The organism is Pseudoxanthomonas helianthi, from assembly GCF_017939625.1.
GTDB lineage: Bacteria > Pseudomonadota > Gammaproteobacteria > Xanthomonadales > Xanthomonadaceae > Pseudoxanthomonas_A > Pseudoxanthomonas_A helianthi.
On the sequence record NZ_JAGKTC010000001.1, the window covers coordinates 987564 to 1003387 of the forward strand.

The 15824-nt window shown below is 67.6% G+C and carries 15 protein-coding genes; 9 read left to right on the forward strand and 6 right to left on the reverse strand.

Annotated elements, in window-relative coordinates:
* Positions 1 to 109: 109 nt before the first annotated feature.
* Both J5837_RS04465 and J5837_RS04470 read left to right on the forward strand, forming a co-directional pair.
* Positions 110 to 1075, forward strand: a complete 966-nt coding sequence (locus J5837_RS04465; protein ID WP_210535502.1) for a UDP-glucuronic acid decarboxylase family protein — start codon at positions 110 to 112, stop codon at positions 1073 to 1075.
* A complete protein-coding gene (locus J5837_RS04470) occupies positions 1072 to 1992 on the forward strand; it encodes a glycosyltransferase family 2 protein (protein ID WP_210535503.1) in 921 nt (306 codons plus the stop codon). Before J5837_RS04465 ends, J5837_RS04470 begins: the two co-directional genes overlap by 4 nt.
* On the opposite strand, the gene J5837_RS04475 is transcribed toward J5837_RS04470, so the two are convergent.
* The 6 genes from J5837_RS04475 to def all read right to left on the reverse strand — a co-directional run bounded on the left by J5837_RS04475 (position 1989) and on the right by def (position 8806).
* Entirely contained in the window at positions 1989 to 2771 is a 783-nt protein-coding gene (locus J5837_RS04475) for a glycosyltransferase family 25 protein (RefSeq protein WP_210535504.1), read from the reverse strand. The two genes, J5837_RS04470 and J5837_RS04475, sit on opposite strands and share 4 nt — an antisense overlap.
* A complete protein-coding gene (locus J5837_RS04480) occupies positions 2768 to 4462 on the reverse strand; it encodes an ArnT family glycosyltransferase (protein WP_210535505.1) in 1695 nt (564 codons plus the stop codon). Before J5837_RS04480 ends, J5837_RS04475 begins: the two co-directional genes overlap by 4 nt.
* Positions 4463 to 4553: 91 nt before the next feature.
* On the reverse strand, positions 4554 to 5789 hold the full coding sequence (locus J5837_RS04485; RefSeq protein WP_210535506.1) for an O-antigen ligase family protein: 1236 nt from the start codon (positions 5787 to 5789) through the stop codon (positions 4554 to 4556).
* A 94-nt stretch (positions 5790 to 5883) separates the two neighbouring features.
* Entirely contained in the window at positions 5884 to 7176 is a 1293-nt protein-coding gene (rsmB, locus tag J5837_RS04490) for a 16S rRNA (cytosine(967)-C(5))-methyltransferase RsmB (RefSeq protein ID WP_210535507.1), read from the reverse strand.
* Positions 7177 to 7332: 156 nt separating this feature from the next.
* Positions 7333 to 8253 carry a methionyl-tRNA formyltransferase gene (gene fmt / locus J5837_RS04495; protein WP_210535508.1) on the reverse strand — a complete coding sequence of 307 codons (921 nt, stop codon included), beginning with the start codon at positions 8251 to 8253 and terminating at the stop codon, positions 7333 to 7335.
* A gap of 31 nt (positions 8254 to 8284) precedes the next feature.
* Positions 8285 to 8806: a peptide deformylase gene (gene def / locus J5837_RS04500; protein WP_210535509.1), complete on the reverse strand. Its 522-nt coding sequence runs from the start codon at positions 8804 to 8806 to the stop codon at positions 8285 to 8287.
* A 136-nt stretch (positions 8807 to 8942) separates the two neighbouring features.
* On the opposite strand from def, the gene J5837_RS04505 reads away from it, so the two are divergent.
* The 7 genes from J5837_RS04505 (at position 8943) to J5837_RS04535 (ending at position 15755) form a co-directional block, all read left to right on the forward strand.
* A complete protein-coding gene (locus J5837_RS04505; RefSeq protein WP_210535510.1) occupies positions 8943 to 10106 on the forward strand; it encodes a LysM peptidoglycan-binding domain-containing protein in 1164 nt (387 codons plus the stop codon).
* A gap of 69 nt (positions 10107 to 10175) precedes the next feature.
* Positions 10176 to 11402, forward strand: coding sequence for a DNA-processing protein DprA (dprA, locus tag J5837_RS04510; RefSeq protein ID WP_210535511.1), 1227 nt, complete (start codon positions 10176 to 10178; stop codon positions 11400 to 11402).
* 5 nt (positions 11403 to 11407) lie between these two features.
* Positions 11408 to 11899, forward strand: coding sequence for a DUF494 family protein (locus J5837_RS04515; RefSeq protein WP_210535512.1), 492 nt, complete (start codon positions 11408 to 11410; stop codon positions 11897 to 11899).
* A gap of 107 nt (positions 11900 to 12006) precedes the next feature.
* Positions 12007 to 12717, forward strand: coding sequence for a pilin (locus J5837_RS04520; RefSeq protein WP_210535513.1), 711 nt, complete (start codon positions 12007 to 12009; stop codon positions 12715 to 12717).
* A 38-nt stretch (positions 12718 to 12755) separates the two neighbouring features.
* A complete protein-coding gene (locus J5837_RS04525) occupies positions 12756 to 13790 on the forward strand; it encodes an RDD family protein (RefSeq protein ID WP_210535514.1) in 1035 nt (344 codons plus the stop codon).
* A gap of 25 nt (positions 13791 to 13815) precedes the next feature.
* A complete protein-coding gene (locus J5837_RS04530; protein WP_210535515.1) occupies positions 13816 to 14790 on the forward strand; it encodes an RDD family protein in 975 nt (324 codons plus the stop codon).
* Between the two features lie 20 nt (positions 14791 to 14810).
* On the forward strand, positions 14811 to 15755 hold the full coding sequence (locus J5837_RS04535) for an RDD family protein (protein ID WP_210535516.1): 945 nt from the start codon (positions 14811 to 14813) through the stop codon (positions 15753 to 15755).
* Positions 15756 to 15824: the final 69 nt, after the last annotated feature.

Sequence of the window (15824 nt, forward strand, 5' to 3'; positions counted from 1 at the left end):
CAACCGGCCCGGCCCTGCGACGCGATTCACGGCACGCGAACTGCCGGGAATGGGAGAATTTCACGTACTGCATACGGTCGCCTCCCGCGACTTCCCCCCAAAGGCCTGCATGAACCGCATTCTCGTCACCGGCGGCGCCGGTTTCCTCGGCTCGCACCTCTGCGACCGCCTGATCGAACAGGGCCACGACGTCCTGTGCGTGGACAACTTCTATACCGGCGGCAAGCACAACGTCGCCCACCTGGTCGGACATCCGCGCTTCGAACTGATGCGCCATGACGTGACCTTCCCGCTGTACGTCGAGGTCGACCGCATTTTCAACCTGGCCTGCCCCGCCTCGCCGGTGCACTACCAGTACGACCCGGTGCAGACCACCAAGACCAGCGTGCACGGTGCGATCAACATGCTGGGCCTGGCCAAGCGGCTGAAGGCGCGCATCCTGCAGGCATCGACCAGCGAGGTCTACGGCGACCCGGAAGTGCATCCGCAGCGCGAGGATTATTGGGGCCGGGTCAACCCGATCGGCATCCGCTCCTGCTACGACGAAGGCAAGCGCTGCGCGGAAACCCTGTTCTTCGACTACTGGCGCCAGCACAACCTGGACATCAAGGTCGTGCGCATCTTCAACACCTACGGCCCGCGCATGCACCCGAACGACGGCCGGGTGGTCAGCAACTTCATCGTGCAGGCGCTGAAGGGCGAGGACATCACCATCTACGGCGACGGCAGCCAGACCCGCAGCTTCTGCTATGTCGACGACCTGGTGGAGGCGATGCAGCGGATGATGGACACCGAGGCCGGTTTCACCGGTCCGGTCAACATCGGCAATCCCGGCGAGTATTCGATGCTGGAACTGGCCGAGAAGATCCTGTCGCTGGTCGGCGGCACGTCGAAACTGCGTTTCGAACCGCTGCCTTCCGACGATCCGCGCCAGCGCCAGCCTGACATCGCCCTGGCGAAGGAAAAACTCGGCGGTTGGGCGCCGAGCGTGCCGCTGGAGGAAGGGCTGAAGCGCACCATCGCCTATTTCCGCGAGCGGCTGGGCATGGGCAAGCTGGCGGCACGCGTCGCATGACCCGTTTCGCCGTCGTTGTCACCAACTACAACTACCGTCCCTATGTCGCCGAGGCGGTGGATAGCGCGCTGGCGCAGACCCGTGCCCCGGCGCAAGTGATCATCGTCGACGACGGCTCCACGGACGGCTCGCCGGAATTCCTGCGCGAACGTTATGGCCACGACCCGCGCGTGACCCTGCTGCTGGGCGAGAACGGCGGCCAGCTTGCGGCGTTCCAGCGCGGCGTCGCGGCAGCCGACGCCGACGTGGTCTGTTTCCTCGACGCGGACGATCGCTGGAAACCGGAATACCTGGAAAAGATCGGCACGGTCTACGATGCGCGTCGCGACGTCGATTTCGTGTTCAGCGACCTGCAGACCTTCGGCGTCGACAACGAGGACATCCGCTTCGAGGACAGCAACGCCGCCATCGACCTGGGCTACACCGCGATCAGCACGTATTTCCTGATCCCTTGGTACGGCGCGCCGACCTCCGCGATCTCGTTGCGCCGCACTTGGGCGGATGCGGTGCTGGACCTGCCCGACGATTTCCGCAAGCAGTGGAAGCTGTGCGCCGACGCCTGCGTGGTGCACGGGGCCAGCGTGCTCGGCGCGCGCAAGTACTACCTCCCTACCGGCTGCGTCGAATACCGCACCCACGGCAGCAATGGCTGGTGGGCGACCCGGCGCACCGCGGTGTCGCTGTACAAGGGCCGCATCCGCAACCATGGCATCGTGCGCTATTACGCCCACCGTGCCTGGCTGGACGACGGTTGCGTCGACCACAGCAAGTACGAATACCGCACCAAGCCGAACCCGCCCCGGGCGGAAATGAAGCGCTACGCCTCGCTGGCGATGCGCGGCAGCGCGCCCTGGTGGAAACGTTGCGAGCGGGCGATCAGCATCCTGCTCGGGCACCGTCGCGGCAAGGCCAATTAAGTCGTTGCGCCGGGCTTCAGGTCCGGGACGGCGACCGGGCCGCGCAGCCGTGCTGGCAGGTCGTGCAGAAAACGCCGAAGATCCAGCCACAAGCGGTAACCCTCGCGCATCGCGGTCCGCTTCAGACCCACCTCGGATTTTGGCATCGCCTCGCCGCGGATAGTCGAGGCGAATACAGCATCTCGCACGACTCCGGGCTTCACACCCAGGCATTCGACCCCGTGAAGCCATGCCAGGTCCATGTAGTCGTCCACTGGCAATGTCCATTCCTGGGCGTGGCTCAGGAAACGCTCGGCCGCACGCGGTGCTAAGTAGTACCCAAGCGTGCGCATCGGGCTCTGCCAGTAGCGATGCAATGCCTGGTCGCCGAAACGCAGCCACTCGCGGCTCGCGTCGTCGCTGGCATGCAGGCGGAAGTAACCGATTTCCGCCGGCAGCCCAGGCAGCGCTTGCAGCAGGCGGGAGAAATCGGCTTCGATCACGATGTCGTCCTCCAGCACGATCATCGGCCGCTTGCTGTCCACGCATTGCTGCCACAGCAGGTAATGGCTGGCCCAGCAACCGATCTCGCCGGGCCGGAAAGGCCGACCCTTGCGCGCCAGGCGCTTGTCGGCGTTGACGTGCGCGAACAGCGGATGCGGCTGCCGGCCGTTCACCGCTTCGAAGAACCTCAACTGCAGGCCGAGCGCATCCGCCTGCCTGCGCATCGATTCCCTGCGCTCCGCTGATCCGGCGAGATTGACGACGTACAACGGAATTTCTTGCGACAGCTCACTCATTCCCCGGCCTCTGCCTTTCGAATCTCGCATCCCCCCACGGCCGACGCATCGACCAGCCACCAACTGCGCCGGTTGGCGACACCTACCGCCTTCGCCGCGGCGCGTTCGACACAGGCCGGCACCGAGGCATCCTGCACCAGCAGCACACGGCCTTGCGGCTGGGCACGCAGCCATGCGAGGCCGCGCTGCCATTGCGTTTCCGGCGCCGCCTTGAAGCCGAATTCCTCGACCGCTCCCTGCGCCTGCAGCAGTTGCTGCTCGCGCCAGTCGACCAGCCCGATGACCGTATCCGGCCCGGCCAACTCGCGCGCCTGGCGCATCAACCCGCTCGCGGAATTCTCGTCGTCGAGCAATGGCGCCACGACAAGGCCATAGCCCAGCCACAGCACTACGACGGTCTCCAGGGTCAGCGCCACCGCTCGACGCAGCCGCAGCCATGCGGCGGCCAGCAGCACCAACCCGCCCATCGCGGCGAGCACGATCCACAATGCATCGCCCCCACCGGCCAGTCCGCGTTCGGCTTCGAACTTCAGCTCGAAGTTCGGCTCGCCCAGCACCGCAGCCAGGCCCGCGCCGAACAGGCTCGCCCCCAGCAGCAACGCGAAGCCGAACAGGGCCACCCGCACTCCACGCCGCTCGGCAAGCGCGAGCAGGAACGGTGCCGCCGCCAAGGCCAGCATCGGCAGCGCCGGCAGGATGTACATGTCGCGCTTGCCCGGACTGGCACTGAAGAACAGCAGTACCAGCACTACCCACGCCAGCGGCAACCAGACCCGCGCGTCGCGCGAGCGCCAGGCCTCGCGCCACGGCTTCAGCAGCCACGGGATGAAGATCGAGAACGGCAGCCAGAACAGCGCAATGACTTCGCCGAAATACCAGAACGGCTCGTTGTGGTGCCACGCGTTGGTGTAACGCGTCGCGGTCTGCCGGAACAGCAGTTCATGCAGATAGGCACGGTGCTCCGGATCGCCGTCGTGCAGCGCGGTCAGCAGCATCGGCACGAACCACAACGCGATCGCCGCGAGGAAAGCCAGCGCGCCGAGCGTCCAGCGCCCCACGCCGCGCGGTGCCGGTTCGCTTAATCCGCTCCAGCCGCGCCAGCGCATCAGTGCGTACGGCAGCAAGACCAGCAGGGCGAGAAAACCGACCCCCTTGCTGATCACACCCAGGCCCGCGGCGAAACAGCCCAGCCAATACCAGCGCCAGCTCGGCCCGAGCAGCGTATGCCGCAGCAGGCCGTATACGCCCAGGGTGATGAAGAACACCACGGTCGGATCGATCTGCGCGCGCTTGGCCTGGTAGACGAACTGGAACGCACACAGCACCGCGCCCGCCGCCCACAGGCCGGCACGATGATTCCACAGGCGCCGGCCCAGATCGTAGGTCAGCCACAGCGTACCCAGCGCGGCCAGCAGCGACGGGATCAGGAAGGCGACGTTCCAGTGGCGCACGACCGCATAGCAGGCACCGATCAGCCAGAAATACAGCGGCGGTTTGTCCGGATAAAGTTCGTGGCCGCGATGCGGGAACAGCCAGTCGCCGGATTCCCACATCTGCTTGGCCACCAGCACGAAACGCGGCTCGTCTGCCGGCCACGGCGCGCGCAGGCCCAACCCGGCACCGATCACCAGCAGGGCGAAGGCCAGCAGCCAGAACAGTTCGCGGGTTTGTTCGGGGGTGCGTCGAGGCATGGCGCTGGGCGAATTCGTCATGGCGACCATGATAGAGGTCGCGCCTCGGAAATTCGTCGGCAGCGTGGCGCAGGAGCGGCTTAGCGCGGGATCAGGGTCCTGCTGCGTCCTGCTTCGCGCAGGGCGCCGGACTGACGCCTTCGTGCAGGGCGACGCCAAGCAGCAATCCGACGAACACCGCGTACGCACTTGCGGTCGCCGCGTGGGCGAAAATCGACTGCGACAAGCCGGAGCCCAAGTAAACGCCGACCAGCGCCACCCCGGCCCAGGACGCCTGCGCCGAAGCGCCCGGCACGCCCGTGGTCCGCCGGATGATGCGGATGAAGCAAGCCAGCGGCAGGCCATACAGCGCGATGATCCCGGCCAGTCCGGGCAAGCCCATCGTCGCCGCCCATTCCGCGAAATCGTTATGGGCGTGCGTCAGTACGCACATGCCCATCGGCGACGGCGTCCGGCAGCCAGGAAGTTCGCGCACCAGGGAGCCGAAGTTTTCGATGCCCACGCCCGACCACGGATGCGCGAGGAAGCCTTGCCAGGCCAGGCCCAACAGCTCCAGACGCGCGCCGATCGGCGAATCCGGATCGCCGTGGGCGAAGCGGACGAGGTTCGGCTCGATCTGTTCCAGCCGCAGCGGCGCGTGCAATCCAAGCCATCCGACCAATGCCAGCATGGCGGCCGCACCCGGCAGCGCCAGGGCCAGCCAGCGGACACGACGACGGCTGTCCCCATGTCGCATCCACGCCAGCAGGCCCAAGGCCGCCCAGACCAGCAGGGCCCCACGGCTGCCCGACCAGATGATGGCCAGCCCGCCCACCAGCCACGCGACCAGTTGGGGCCATGTGCGCAGGCCTGGCGTATGGGGTCCCGCGAACAGCGCAATGGCCAGCAGGCCGGACACCAGATTGGCGAACACGATGGGGTTGCCGCCGCCGCCCGCGCGCAGTTCGCCGGCATGGATTTGCCATCCCGCGACACCCACCGCGACCAACAGGCCAAGCATCGCGCCGTACCACACGGCGACGCGCGGCAAGCGCATGCCGTGGGCCAGCCAGGCGCACCATGGAATCAGCAACAGGCGCGCGACATGGTCGAGTGAATCCGCCTCCCGGCCATGCAGCGCGGCGGAAATCGCGGCCAGGGCGATGATCGCCAGCGCCAACAGCAGCGTCCCGGTCACACATGGCGGCACCGCGACGGACTGGCCGCGCGGCGTCGAAGCCTGCGCGACACCCTGCGCGATCGTGGCGAGCAACAGGCCAACAGCGAACGGATACAGACCTCCGTCGAACACGAGCAAGCCGCCGGCCGCGACGCTCGCGAACTTCAACCCGACCTGCGCCGTCCTGAGGGCGCTTGACGCACGATCCATCATTCGCCGAGTTTAACGGCGTGCGCGGCAATACCGCGTAAAAATGAGCCGATCAGGCCCGCTTGCGCAACCGCGCGTAGAAGAATCCGTCGCGCCCGCCTTCGCCAGGCAAGCATTGGCGACCGGGACCGCACGCATGGCCATAGCGTTTTTCCAGCGGCTCGGTCTGCGCATCGTCGGTGCGGGCGAGGAAGGCTTCGACCTGATGTTGGTTTTCGTCCTTCAGGATCGAACAGGTCGCATACAACAGCACGCCGCCGGGCTTCAGGGTGGCCCACAGCGCGTCGAGCAGCCGCGCCTGCAGCGCGACCAGCGCATCGATGTCGGCCGGGCGACGATGCAACAGCACGTCGGGCTGGCGGCGCACGATGCCGGTGGCCGAACACGGCGCGTCGAGCAGGATCGCGTCGAAGGGTTCGCCATCCCACCACGCTGCAGTGTCCGCTGCATCCGCCGCTTGCAAGCGCCCCTCGGCGCCGACCCGCTGCAGGGTTTCGGCCACGCGCTTCAGCCGGCGCGCATCGACATCCAGGGCCAGCACGCGCAGGCTCGGGTCGCGTTCCAGCAGGTGCGCGGTCTTGCCGCCGGGGGCGGCACAGGCGTCGAGCACGCGGGCGCCGGTCGCCGGGGCCAGTGCATCGGCGACCAGTTGCGCCGACGCGTCCTGCACCGACACCTCGCCTTCGGCGAAACCGGGCAGGTCGGCGATGGCGAGCGGTTCGTCGACGCGGATCGCATCGGACAAGGCCCCATCTATGGAGAAGACGATGCCGGCTTCGCCCAGTTTCCGCACGTAGTCGTGGTGCGAAATCCGTTGCCGGTTCACCCGCAACCACAACGGCGCGGGCTGCGCGCTGGCGGCGAAGATCGCCTCGGCATGCTGCGGCCAGTCGACCGCGATGCGTTCGCGCAACCAGGCCGGCCATGCCGCGGACGGGTCGGCCGCCGGCACGCCTTCGCGCTGCACGCGCCGCAACAGCGCGTTGACCAGGCCGGCCTGGTGCGGACGACCAAGGACGCGCGCGGCCTCGACCGTAGCCGACAACGCGGCGTGCGCTGGCAGGCGCAATTCGTCGACCTGGGCGAAGCCGGCCAGCAACAGCGCGCGCAACTCGCCGTCCTTCGCACCCAGCGGCTTGGGCATCCAGGCGCGCAGCGCCGCGTCGTAGCGCGTACGCTGGCGCAGGGCGGCGAAGCAGATCGCTTCGACCAGCGCGCGATCGCGGGGGTCGCCGACCTTCGGCAAGGCAGCGGCAAGCTCGGCTTTCAGCGAACGCCCGCGCAGGACCGCGTCGACGGCTTTCGCGGCGATCACGCGGACGGCGACGCCGGCTTGGCTGTTCATCGCGACACCCCCGCAGTCGTCATCCCAGCGCAAGCTGGGATCCATTTTGCCGTTGCCGTTGTTTTTTCCTCAATGCCGGGGCCAGGGCAAAAACAAAAGCCAAATGGATCCCGGCTTGCGCTGGGATGACGGGCAAGAGCGAAGGCACGCATCCGGCTACCCCGCAATCAGATCACGGCGCGCGTTGAGGTAATCGGCAGCGGAAACCGGCTTGCCGCCTTCGCGCTGCACGCGCAGCAAGCGCAGCGCGCCTTCCCCGCAAGCGATGTCGATGCCACGCTTGTCGGCGGCGATGATCCGGCCGTGTTCCGAAACGAATACCGAAGGCAGCGCCACGGCTTCATGGATGCGCAGGCGTTCGCCGGCAACCTGCGCCTCGGCCACCGGCCACGGATTGAACGCGCGCACCTTGCGCGCCAGCACCACGGCCGGCTGCGACCAGTCGAGTTTCGCCTCGGTCTTGTCCAGCTTGTGCGCGTAGGTCACGCCTTGTTCCGGCTGCCCTTGTGCGGGCGGGAGCCGGCCTTCGCGCAACAGGGCCAGACCTTCGGCCAGGGCTTCGGCGCCGAGCTCTGAAAGCCTGTCGTGTAACTGCCCGCCGGTTTCGGCGTCGCCGATGGGCGTGCGTCGCTGCAGCAGCACCGGGCCGGTATCCAGGCCGGCTTCCATCTGCATCAGGTCGACGCCGGTTTCCGCATCGCCGGCCTCGATTGCGCGCTGGATTGGCGCCGCGCCGCGCCAGCGCGGCAGCAGCGAGGCGTGGACGTTCCAGCAACCGTGCCGAGGAATCTTCAGCACCTTGCGCGGTAGGATCAGGCCGTAGGCGACGACGACCATCAGGTCCGGCGCGAGTTCGCGCAACTGCGCCTGCGCGGCTTCGTCGCGCAGCGTTTCCGGCTGCAACACCGAAATGCCGAGTTCCTGCGCCGCCAGCTTGACCGGCGAAGCCTGCAATCCGCGGCCGCGACCGGCCGGCCGGTCGGGCTGCGTGTAGACGGCAATGACCTCACCGCCCTGCGCGGCCGCGCGCAGGCAGGGAACGGCGAATTCGGGAGTGCCGGCGAAAACGATCTTCATGCGATAAAGCGGGCGGCGCCAGGCGCCGCGATCAGGCCGCGTCGGACGCGTGCTTGCGCTGCTTGGCCAGCTTCTTGCGCACCATCTCGCGCTTCAGCGGCGACAGGTAATCGACGAACAGCTTGCCCAGCAGGTGGTCCATTTCGTGCTGGATGCAGATCGCCAACAGGCCGTCGGCATGCAATTCCTGCGCCTTGCCCTCGCGGTCGAGGTAGCGCACGGTGATCTCGTTGGCGCGGGTCACGTCGGCGAAGATCCCCGGCACCGAAAGGCAGCCTTCCTGGTAGACGGTCTCACCGGCCGTTTCGACGATCTCCGGGTTGATGAACACCATTGGCCCGTCCTTTTCCTCGCTGACGTCTATGACCATGAACCGCTGGTGCACGTCGACCTGGCTCGCGGCCAGGCCGATGCCGGGGGCTTCGTACATGGTCTCGAACATATCGTCGAGCAGGCGCTGGAAGCCCGGCTCGGCGATGCGGGCGGCGTCCACCGGCGCGGCGACGGTGCGCAGCCGGGGGTCGGGGAATTCGAGGATCGGAAGCAGGGCCATGGCGTTCAGCAAGATGGGGGCGGCCGGCGAATCCGGCAAGCGCTCACGAATTCTAACCCCGGCGCTTGCTTCATGCCGGGCTTTCTGGACTATAGTTCGGCACTAGCCTGTATCGGGGAATCAGGTGGATATCGCCATGTTCAAACGTATCGCTTCGACCCGCTTGCGCGTGGTCGCGGCCGCGGCTGCGCTGACCGTCGCCGCCTTCGCCACCGCCGCCGAGTTCAACGGCAGCCATCCCGACAGCTACGTCGTGCGCAAGGGCGACACCTTGTGGGACATCTCGGCGAAGTTCCTGAAGAAGCCGTGGCTGTGGCCGGAAATCTGGCAGGCCAACCCGCAGATCAAGAACCCGCACCTGATCTATCCCGGCGACGTGATCAGCCTGGCCTACCTGAACCGCGTCGCGGTGCAGCCCGGCCCGCGCGACGAAGCCCCGGTCAACGCGATCAACCTCAGCGACATCGAGCCCTTCCTCAAGGACCTCAGCATCGCCGACAGCTATGAGGGCCTGCCCTACGTGGTGTCGATCGAGGAAGACCACCTGCGCGGCAGCGCCGGCCGGCTGGTCTACGTGCGCAATCTGGCCGGCGCCCAGCCGGGCCAGCGCTACAGCGTGGTGCGTCCGTCGCTGCGCTATACCCAGACCCGACTGGCTTCCAACGCCAAGTACCTCGGCTACACCGAGGACCTCGACTGGCGCGGCAAGCGCCTGAAGGGCGACACGGTCGACTGGGATCGCCAGTGGACCTCCGCCGCGCTGATGGAAGGCCCGATGGAACTGCTCGGCTACGAGCTGTCCAAGGTCAGCACCGGCACCGTGACCCGCACCGGCGGCGACGTGACCTCGGTGCTGCTGGACGACGAATACCGCGATGTCCGCCCCGGCGACCGCCTGGTCCCGGTGCAGGCCCAGCCCTACGACCTGCAGTTCTTCCCGCATGCGCCGCGCTCGCAGCCGCCGGTGGGCAAGCTGCAGATCGCCGCGGTCGCCGACGGCATGCTGTACGGCGGCAACCACGACGTGGTGGCCATTTCCGGCGGCAGCCGCGAAGGCATCGACAACGGCACCGTGTTCTCGGTGTGGCGCAACGGCAGCCTTGCGGTCGACCGGGTCAAGCACGGCGACTTCCACGACGACGTGATCGGCCGCGGCGGCCGGGTGCAGCTGCCGGATGAGTACGCGTCGCACGTGATGGTGTTCCGCACCTTCGAGAAGGTCAGCTACGCGCTGGTGATGGAAGGTTCGCGGCCGACCCGCGTCGGTTACACGCTGAAGCATCCGGACGCGGTCGAATAGGAATTTCCCTACCTTCGAACGAGACGGCGCCCGAGGGCGCCGTTTTCGTTTGCGGCCTACGCTGGCCCGATGCTCGATGACACTCCCGAAGACCGTGCCGCCCTGCTCGCGCTGGTGCTGGCCGGCGGCGCGATGGTGGCGCGTCGTGCGCTGCTCGACGTCCACCACGCAAGCCCGGCGGCCGCGCTGGCTGCGGGCCGCACCGCCTGGCGCGCCGCCGGCCTCAACGACGAACAGGTCGATCGCCTGCGCCAGCCGGACGCAGCCCTGTACGAATGTGGCCTGGCCTGGCTGCAGCTGCCCAACCATCACCTGATCGGCTGGCACCATCCCGACTACCCGCCGCTGTTGCGACGCCTGTCCAGTCCGCCGCTGGCCCTGTTCGTCGACGGCGATCCGGCCCTGCTGTGGCACCCGACCGTGGCCGTGGTCGGCAGCCGCGCGCCCAGCGCGGGCGGGCGCGACAACGCCCATGCCTTCGCCCGTGCGCTGGCCGCGGCCGGGGTCGCCATTGCCAGCGGCCTGGCCTCTGGCGTCGATGCCGCCGCGCATGAGGCGGCGCTGGCGGTGCGGGATGGCCTGACCATCGCCGTGCTCGGCACCGGGCCCGACCTGGCCTACCCGCCGCACCACGCCGGCTTGCGCGACCGCATCGCCGCGCGTGGTGCGGTGGTCAGCGAACACCCGCCGGGCACGGCGGCCAAACCCGCGCATTTCCCCAGCCGCAACCGGATCCTCGCCGGACTGGCGCTGGGTACGTTGGTGATCGAGGCGGCCGAGCGCTCCGGTGCGCTGATCACCGCCCGCCAAGCCGCCGACGCCGGACGCGAGGTGTTCGCCGTGCCCGGCTCGATCCACAACCCGCTGGCCCGCGGCTGCCACCGGCTGATCCGCGACGGTGCCGGTCTGGTCGAATCCGCCGAAGAAGTGCTCGCCGGTATCGGTCCCCTGGCCGACGATCTGGCCAGCGAACTGCGCGCCCGGCTGGCCGTGGAACCCGCAGGGGCGGGTCCTGCCCGCGACGGATCTGGCGCAAAGGCATCGCGGGCAGGGCCCGCTCCTGCGGGCTTCGACCCCGCTTCCGGCCGGGATCCCGACTACCAGCGCTTGTGGCTGGCCCTGGGCCACGACCCAACCGGTATGGATTTGCTCGCCGAACGCACCGGATTGACGGCGGCCGAACTGTCCTCCATGCTGCTGGTCATGGAACTGGAGGGCAGGGTCGCGGTCGAACACGGCCGTTACGCCCGCAAGGCCGGTTCCTTCCATCGCCACGGCGTCGTCGACGCAGGCTGAGGACAATGAAAGAAAGCATCCTGGACGTCCTGCTGTACCTGTTCGAACACTATTTCGTCGAAGAAAGCGCCGACCCCATCGCCGACCGCGATTCCCTGCAGAACGGCCCGCTGTTCAACGAACTGACCCAGGCCGGCTTCAGCTCCACCGAGATCAACAAAGCCTTCGACTGGCTGGACGCGCTGGCCGAACAGCGCCCCGCCACCGCCACGCCGCGCGTCGGCGGTCCCACCCGCGTCTACCACGGCGCCGAGCTGGACAAGCTGGACGTGGAATGCCGCGGCTTCCTGCTGTTTCTCGAGCAGCACGGCATCCTCGACGCCGACCAGCGCGAACTGGTGCTGGACCGCGCGATGGCGCTGGACCATGACGAACTCGACCTGGACGACCTGAAGTGGGTCGTGCTGATGGTGCTGTTCAACCAGCCCGGCAGCGAGGCGGCGTATGCGTGGATGGAAACGCAGATGCTGACCGAGGAACCGGAATCGGTGCACTGACCGGTCCGGAAGACCCCGTTTTTCCCTGAAACCGGCCCCGAAGCCGGGCCGCTCCCATGAAGCGTCCGTCTGTTGAATAATGGCGGCGGGGAAAACGGGGAACCCACATGAGCGACTGGTACTACCACGCGCCCGGCGAAGGCCGGGTCGGGCCGCTGGCCGTCGAAACGCTGCGCGAGCACTTCGCCTCCGGCCGCATCGGCCGCGACACGCTGGTCTGGCGCGAAGGCCTGGGCGAATGGCAACCGCTGGAGCGGCTGTCCGCCGAGCTGGGCATTGCGCCCGCCGAGCTCTACGCGCCGACGCCCGCCGCTCCACCACCGCTGCCGCCCGTGGCCATGTCGACGGTCCCGCGCGTACCGGGCGCTGCAGTCAGCGCGCCGCCGAAGTCCGGCATGTCCGGCTGCCTGATCGCACTGATCGTGGTCGCGGTGCTGGCGGTGCCGGTCATCGGGATCCTCGCCGCCATCGCCGTTCCCGCCTACAACGACTACACCCTGCGGGCGAAAGTCGCCGCGGGCGCGATGTCGGCGGAACCGTTGAAGCTGGCCATCGCGGGATTCCATAGCCAGCGGCAGGCCTGCCCGGACAACGACAGCCCGGGGTTCAAGGCCGCCGAGGCCTATGCCGGCCCGCAGGTCGCCTCGATCACCGTGGGCACCTTCGAAAACGAACGTTGCGGCATCGAAATGCGCCTGCGCGGCACCGGCAGCGACAAGATCGACGGCAAGGCGCTGTGGTGGGAATACGACGGCAATGCCTGGCAATGCAGTTCGGAAATCGACAACCGCTACTTGCCGCAACCCTGCCGCGAATGAGCGGCGTCGCAACGCTTCGGCCCAACTGAGGGAAACGGATGTCCATCTGGCATTACACCGGCGCGGACCGGCAGCCCCTGGGGCCGCTGTCCACCGACGAACTGAAGGAACGGCTGCGCACCGGCGAAATCGGCTTCGACACCCTGGTCTGGCGCGAGGGCATGCTGGCATGGCGTCCGTTGGGCGAACTGGCCGAGCCGTTGCGCCTGCATGAAATCGTCGCGCCACAGGCAGAAATCGCGCCGCCCGCGACGACGCTGAGCCTGGAGCCGATCCGGCCGGGCCCGCCGTCTCCACCTCCGTTCGAGCCCGAGCCGCCCGAGGCTGCGCCGGAACCTCCGCTCACCGGTCGCGCGGTGTTCGCATTGGGCACCGATCCCGCGGAGACTCCGCTGCCGCCTGCGTGGCGCGAATCCGCCGTCCCGTCCGGCGCCGACGGGGGCTCGACGCCGAATCCCTATGCGCCTTCCCAAGCGTCGTTGCGAGCGCGGCAGGTACGCGACGACCACGACGTGGTCTACGCCGGCTTCTGGAAACGGGTGGCCGCGCAGTTGATCGATGGCGTGATCCTCGCCGTGATCGGCAGCCTGGGCGGCGAAATGTTCGGCACCCTGCTCAGCGACATGATCGGCGGCGGCAAAACGGGCGAGGCCCTGTTGCCGGTGGTGTTCACGCTGGTCCTGTATCTGCTGTATTTCGCCTGGTTCCAGTCCAATTTCATGCTGGCCACGCCGGGCAAGATGGCCGTGGGCATCAAGGTGGTGCGCGGCGACGGCGAACCCTCCAGCTTCCTGCGCAACGTGGCGCGCTACTTCGCGCAGATCCCCGGTTCGCTGCTGCTGGGTGCCGGCTACCTGATGGCCGCCTTCACCCAGCGCAAGCAGGCGATGCACGACTTCTTCTGCGATACGGTAGTAGTCGACCGCTATGCCTACACGCGGCAATCGGCCATGCAACGGCACGAGCTGGGCACGGTGACGGTGGTGGTGCTGGGGATTTACGGCGCGATGCTGGCGTTGTTCGCCATCGGCGTCTTGTTCCTGGGCTTCAGCCTTGCCATGCTGCGGCACTGAACCGATCGCCCGCGAAGGAACGCCGATGTCCGCCTGGTATTACGCCGACCGCAACCGCAATCGCCAGGGACCTGTCGAGTCCGCCGCGCTGGCACGGCTGTTTCGCGAAGGCCGGTTGCAGTTGGATTCGCTGGTGTGGCGCGAAGGGCTGGCGAACTGGCAACCGCTAGGGGATTTCGCGGCCGAATTGGGCTTGCTCGAGGACGCGCCAGTAGCTCACGCGCCCGAAGAATCCGGCACGCTGTCGCTGGAACCAATGGAGACCGCAAGGCCTGGCGGCAACAGCGCTGCCGACTTCGGTCGAGCGGTGTTCGCCTCCCGTGAATCCGTTGCAGCTGCATCGCCCTATGCCGCTCCTGCGGCGACGCTGACCAATCGGGATTCGATGGCCAGCGCCGGCGGCCGCGTGGTGTACGCCGGATTCTGGAAGCGTTACGCGGCTTCGTTCATCGACGGCATGATCGGCTTCGCGATCACCATGGTGTCGGTCATCGCGACGATGGGCGTGGCCGGTGGCCTGGGCGCTTTTTCCGGAAACGTCAGTCCGGGAGCGGGCGCCATAGGCTCGATGCTGCTGGGTTTTTACGCCATCCCGATCCTGTTCCAGGCCGCGTATTTCACCTGGATGCAGGCGTCGGTGCGACAGGCGACGCTGGGCAAGATGGCGGTGGGGATCAAGGTGGCGCGCAGCGACGGCCAACCGATCATGCTCGGACGCAGCCTGGGACGGTGGGCGGCCTATTTTTTCATCAACATGGCCAGCTGCGGTGTGGGTACTTTGGTCTCGGCGATCATGGTGGGCACCAGCGAACGCAAGCAAGGTCTGCACGACCTGGCCTGCGACACGCTGGTCGTCGACAAATGGGCCTTCACCGCGCATCCGGAGCGCCAGAACGATGAAGTGGGCTCGGTGACGATCGTGATGATCGGCCTCAGCCTCCTGTTCGTGTTCGGCTACTTGGCCCTGATCATCTTCTCCGCGACGATGGGCGGACGCTGACCCCAACGGGAATCCTTCGCATGTCCGAATGGCACTACGCCGACCGCAATCGCCAGCGCCACGGGCCGGTGGAAAGCGCCGAACTGGCGCGCCTGTTCCGCAACGGCAGCGTGGCTCTGGACACGCTGGTCTGGCGCGAAGGATTGTCGGGCTGGCAACCACTCGGCGACTTCACCGCCGAACTCGCCCTGCTGGAACCGGCGCCCGCCGAAACGCCCGGGGAGGCCGAACTTTCCGTCGAGCCGCTGGCTCCGCTCACGGACGACCTGTATAGCGAGCCCGCCCCCGCACACGCCTCGCCCTACGCCGCGCCTGCGGCGACCCTGCACTCGGACGAAGGTTTCCACGCCACGGGCGAAGTGGTCTATGCCGGGTTCTGGAAACGCGTGGCCGCCTACTTCATCGATGCCTTCGTGATCGGTGCGGCCAGCCAGATCGTGCAGATGGTGCTGATGGTGGTGTTCATGGGCATCGGCGCCAGCACCGGTTCGCTTACCTCGGGCGGCGATCCGTTCGGCAGCGCGTTCGGCATCGCGATCATCGTGTCGGTGTACCTGATCCCGATCGCCCTGCAGGCGTTCTACTTCGCGGCATTCCACGCGTCTTCAAAACAGGCCACCCTGGGCAAGATGGCCGTGGGCATCAAGGTGGCCGGCGAAGACGGCCGCCGGATCAGCCTGCTGCGTGGCGTCGCCCGTCATTTCGCCAGCTGGATCAGCTGGCTGCTGCTGGGCCTGGGCTACCTGATGGCTGCCTTCACCCAGCGCAAGCAGGCCCTGCACGACCTGATCTGCCGGACCCAGGTCGTGGACAAATGGGCCTACACCGCCCACCCGGAATGGCAGCGCCGCGAACTGGGCACGGCGACCGTGGTGATCCTGGTGATCGCCGGGGCGATGACTGTGCTCGGCATCGTATTCATCGGGGTCATCTTCGGCATGTTGGCCAACCTGCCGACCCGTTGAGGCCGGCCCCGTTCAGGTTCGGCTTGACAGGCCGCCCCCGGGCGTGATTCCACTATAAAAAGAGACGAA